Below are 531 nucleotides of genomic sequence, written 5' to 3' on the forward strand. Positions count from 1 at the left end.
GTCTTCGGCGTGCTGCTGCTGGCCTCCAGCATAGGCGCACTGCTCAAGTGGCGCATCGCGCGCGGCGAGCCGCATTCGGTGATCGACAACCTTAACTCCCGCGTCAATGCCTGGTGGGTGATGATAGGCGTCATCGGCCTGTCCTTTGCCTGCGGCAGGAGCGGCGTGATCGTGCTGTTCTACCTGATCTCCTTTTACGCGCTGCGCGAATTCATGAGCCTGGCCTACACGCGGCGCGGCGACCACGTTGCGATCGCGGTGGCGTTCTTCATCGCGCTGCCGGTGCAGTATTTCCTGATCTGGATCGACTGGTACGGGCTGTATTCCATCTTCATCCCGGTCTATGCCTTCCTGGTGCTGCCCATACTCGCGGCGGTGGGCGGCGACACCAAGCGCTTTCTGGAGCGCACCTCCACAGTGCAATGGGGCCTGATGATCTGCATGTTCTGCATCAGCCACGTGCCGGCGCTGCTCACGCTGCAAATCCCCGGCTTTGAGGGACGCAACCTGCTCCTGATCGCCTTCCTGGTG

Annotated in this window: 1 protein-coding gene; it reads left to right on the forward strand. The window is 62.1% G+C overall.

Annotated elements, in window-relative coordinates:
* Positions 1-531, forward strand: a 531-nt coding sequence (locus AC1DSO_RS24815) for a phosphatidate cytidylyltransferase (RefSeq protein ID WP_477071341.1), incomplete at both ends; no start/stop codon positions are given.

This window comes from Caulobacter sp. P4_E5, from assembly GCF_056401555.1.